Annotated in this window: 2 protein-coding genes; both read right to left on the reverse strand. The window is 66.3% G+C overall.

Annotated features, from left to right (window positions below; genetic code table 11):
• Window positions 1-192 precede the first annotated feature (192 nt).
• Complete coding sequence (clpB, locus tag AC1DYI_RS29285) at window positions 193-2,784, reverse strand: ATP-dependent chaperone ClpB (RefSeq protein ID WP_477207639.1); 2,592 nt, start codon at window positions 2,782-2,784, stop codon at window positions 193-195.
• 121 nt (window positions 2,785-2,905) lie between these two features.
• On the reverse strand, window positions 2,906-3,733 hold an 828-nt coding region (locus AC1DYI_RS29290), incomplete at its 5' end, for an acyl-CoA dehydrogenase (RefSeq protein ID WP_477207640.1).

Consider the following 3,733-nt stretch of genomic DNA (forward strand, 5'->3'; position numbering starts at 1 on the left):
GTACTGCATAGGAACGCCGCAGCGCGTGTTGGCGCGCTTGAACCGTGGAAGCGAGCGAACCTACCAGGGAAGTTCAACGCAGTCCATGACAAGGCCATGGCACCAACATGTGGCGTCGCATACCACTTTGACGGGCTGGTATGGAAAGCGCCGAGGCGGCGCAGTAACCACCGCGCCGCCCCGGGATTAGGTTCAATGCACGACGCGTTCGAAGACGAACTCTGCGCCTTGCAGGCCGACCGGGATCACGTCCTTCGCGCCGAAGCGGCCTTCGAGGATCAGCCGCGCGACCGGGTTCTCGATGCGCTGCTGGATCGCACGCTTCAGCGGCCGCGCGCCGAACACCGGATCGAAGCCGACCTTGGCGATCTCGGCCAGCGCCTCGGGCGACACCTCGAGCTTCATTTCCATCTTGGCCAAGCGGGCTTCCAGCGCCTTCAGCTGGATCTTCGCGATCGCCTCGATGTTGGTGCGGTCGAGCGCATGGAAGACCACTGTCTCGTCGATGCGGTTCAAGAACTCGGGCCGGAAGTGCTGCTTGACCTCGACCCACACCGCGTCGCGAATGTCTTCGGCCGGCTGCCCGGCCATCTGCATGATCAGGTGCGAGCCCAGGTTGCTGGTCATCACGATCACGGTGTTCTTGAAGTCCACCGTGCGGCCCTGGCCATCGGTCAGTCGACCATCGTCGAGCACCTGCAGCAGCACGTTGAAGACGTCCGGGTGGGCCTTCTCGACCTCGTCGAGCAGCAGCACGCTGTAGGGCTTGCGGCGCACGGCCTCGGTGAGCGCCCCGCCCTCTTCGTAGCCCACGTAGCCCGGCGGCGCGCCGATCAGGCGGCTCACGCTGTGCTTCTCCATGAACTCGCTCATGTCGACGCGGATCATGTGGTCTTCGCTGTCGAACAGGAAGCCCGCCAGCGCCTTGCACAGCTCGGTCTTGCCAACCCCTGTGGGGCCGAGGAACAGGAACGAGCCGGTGGGCCGGTTCGGGTCAGCCAGGCCAGCGCGTGAGCGGCGGATGGCATCGGCCACCGCGGTGATGGCTTCGTCTTGCCCCACGACACGCTCGTGCAGCTTGGCTTCCATCTGCAGCAGCTTGTCGCGCTCGCCCTGCATCAGCTTGCTGACCGGGATGCCGGTGGAGCGTGAGACCACCTCGGCGATCTCTTCGGCGCCGACCATCGTGCGCAGCAGCTGCGGGCCCTGGCCACCCTTGGCCTTGCCGGCTTCCTTGTCTTGTGCGTCCTTCAGCTTCTTTTCCAGCTCGGGCAACTTGCCGTACTGCAGCTCGGCGACCTTGTTGAAGTCGCCCTTGCGCTTGAGCTCTTCGACCTGGAACTTGATCTTGTCGATCTCTTCCTTGACCTGGGCCGAGCCCTGGGCGGCCGCCTTCTCGGCTTTCCAGATCTCTTCCAGGTCAGCGTATTCGCGTTGCAGCTTGGTGATCTCTTCTTCGATCAGGCCGAGGCGGCGCTGCGAGCCCTCGTCGTGCTCCTTCTTCATCGCCTCGCGCTCGATCTTGAGCTGGATCATGCGGCGGTCCAGCTTGTCCATCACCTCGGGCTTGGAGTCGATCTCGATCTTGATCTTCGCCGCCGCCTCGTCGATCAGGTCGATCGCCTTGTCGGGCAGGAAGCGGTCGGTGATGTAGCGGTGGCTCAGCTCGGCCGCGGCGATGATGGCCGGGTCGGTGATCTCGACACCGTGGTGAACCTCGTACTTCTCTTGCAGGCCGCGCAGGATGGCAATAGTCGCCTCGACGCTGGGCTCGTCGACCAGCACCTTCTGGAAGCGACGTTCCAGCGCAGCGTCTTTCTCGACGTACTTGCGGTATTCGTCCAGCGTGGTCGCGCCAATACAGTGCAGCTCGCCTCGTGCCAGCGCTGGCTTGAGCATGTTGCCGGCGTCGATGGCGCCCTCGGCCTTGCCGGCGCCGACCATCGTGTGCAGCTCGTCGATGAAGAGGATGATGCGGCCCTCGTCGGCGGCCACCTCCTTCAGCACGGCCTTCAGCCGCTCTTCGAACTCGCCGCGGTACTTGGCGCCGGCCAGCAGGCCCGCCATGTCCAGCACCAGCACGCGCTTGTTCTTCAGCGAGTCGGGCACTTCGCCATTGATGATGCGCTGCGCCAGGCCTTCGACGATGGCCGTCTTGCCGACGCCCGGCTCGCCGATCAGCACCGGGTTGTTCTTCGAGCGGCGCTGCAGCACCTGGATGGCGCGGCGGATCTCGTCGTCGCGGCCGATCACCGGGTCCAGCTTGCCCTGGCGGGCGCGCTCGGTCAGGTCGAGCGTGTACTTCTTCAGCGCCTCGCGCTGGCCTTCGGATTCGGCTGAGTCGACCGTCTGGCCGCCGCGCACCGCGGTGATCGCGCCTTCGAGCGACTTGCGGGTCAGGCCATGGCCGCGAACGATGCCACCGATGTCGCTCTTGGCATCGGCCACCGCGAGCAGGAACATCTCGCTGGCAATGAACTGGTCGCCCCGCTTGGTGGCTTCCTTGTCGGCCGCTTGCACCAGTTGCACCAGGTCGCGGCCGGCCTGCACCGGGCCGCCGCCCTGCACGCTGGGCAGGCCATTGATGGCCGTGTCCATCGCGACTTTCAGCGCCGCCGTGTTGGCGCCGGAACGGTCCAGCAAGGCCTTCGGGCCGTCGGGCTGGGTCAGCATCGCGGCCAGCAAATGGGCCGGTTCGATGTAAGGGTTGTCGCGCGCAACCGCGAGACTCTGGGCATCGGCCAGGGCTTGCTGGAAGGCGGTGGTGAGCTTGTCCAGACGCATGGTGGGGAACCTCCGTTGCCACCTGACATGGGGCAAATCGCGTACCTTTCAAGCCCGATTAGCGCGCACCAGCGCCATGGCGCTGTTGCGCCAGGTCAAGGCCGGCGCGGGCCCGCCAGACCTACTCGATCGCCTCGTCGCCCTCGCCCGAGTCGTACAGGCATTCGCGGCCCAGCTGGTCCAGGCACAGCTCGGCCGTCCACGGCAGCATCAGCGAGCCGCAGCGTGAATCGCGGTACAGCCTTTCCAGCGGCAGTGACTTCAGCATCGACGCGCCACCGCAGGTGCGGATGGCCAGCGTGCAGACCGCGTTGGCGCTTTCCATGATGGTGTAGTGGCCGGCGAGCAGGCGCATGCGGGTGTCCGCGTCAGGATCGGGGCGGGCGTCACGGGCCGTCTGTAGGAACAGCGCCCTTGCCTGCTCAAGCATGATGCGCATCTGTGCCACAGCCAGCTGCTTGGTCGGGTACATGCGGCGTGGCACCGGCGGCATGCCGGGCAACTCGGCGCGCAGGTACTGCACCGTGAAGTCATAGGCCGCTTGCGCAATGCCCATGTACGGCGCGGCCAGCGTGGCAAACATGTGCGGGCAGCGCTGGCTGGCCTCGAAGTAGCGGCCTTCGGGCAGCAGGCGCGCGCTGTCGCGCACGAAGACGTCCTTCATCTCCAGGTTGCGCGACACGGTGGCGCGCATGCCCAGCGGGTCCCAATCGCCGCTGACGGTCACGCCGGCAGAATCGGCCGGCACCGCCAGGTACAGCGCGTCGGCCTGCGAGGCACCGGGCGTGTCCAGCGTACACAGCACGCCGTAGTAGTCGGCCACGCCGGCCAGCGTGGCAAACAGCTTGCGGCCGGTCACGAGGTAGCCGCCTTCGACCTTCTTGGCCAGCGTGCCCCAGGGCGCCTTGCCGGCCGATGCGGCGCCGCCTTCGGAAAACGGCCAGTCTCT

Source organism: Ideonella sp. P3_A4 (assembly GCF_056403075.1).